This window comes from Paenibacillus sp. An7, from assembly GCF_009870785.1.
GTDB lineage: Bacteria > Bacillota > Bacilli > Paenibacillales > Paenibacillaceae > Paenibacillus.
The window spans coordinates 1-479 of sequence record NZ_WTWX01000083.1 but is presented as its reverse complement, the minus strand read 5'-3'; the positions used below and the strand labels follow the sequence as shown (position 1 = coordinate 479).

1 protein-coding gene is annotated in these 479 nt (G+C 45.5%); it reads left to right on the top strand.

The window, feature by feature from the left end; translation table 11 throughout:
* Positions 1-81: 81 nt before the first annotated feature.
* Positions 82-479 (top strand): ATP-grasp domain-containing protein (locus tag GQY27_RS21245; protein WP_201450775.1); only part of this gene is annotated, 398 nt, incomplete at its 3' end.

Sequence of the window (479 nt, the reverse complement as noted above, 5' to 3'; positions counted from 1 at the left end):
TGTTACAATGATGTGGGTTTATAAGGACATATGACTAACTAGCCCGCCTTGTTGCAGTCATGTTGATAGGAGGATTCGAGAATGAATATCCATGAATATCAAGGAAAAGAAGTACTTAAACAGTACGGAGTTGCCGTTCCAAACGGAAAAGTAGCTTATACAGTTGAAGAAGCGGTTGAAGCCGCTGCGTCGCTGGGAAGCCCGGTGACTGTAGTGAAAGCACAGATCCATGCAGGTGGACGTGGTAAAGCAGGCGGCGTAAAAGTAGCCAAAACTATGGATGAAGTACGTGAATATGCCTCTGAAATTCTCGGGAAAGTGCTTGTAACGCACCAAACAGGACCAGAAGGCAAAGAAGTGAAAAGACTTCTTATTGAAGAAGGTTGCGATATTCGTAAAGAGTATTATGTGGGAGTGGTCGTAGACCGTGCAACAGGACGAGTCGTTCTGATGGCTTCCGAAGAAGGCGGTACTGAGAT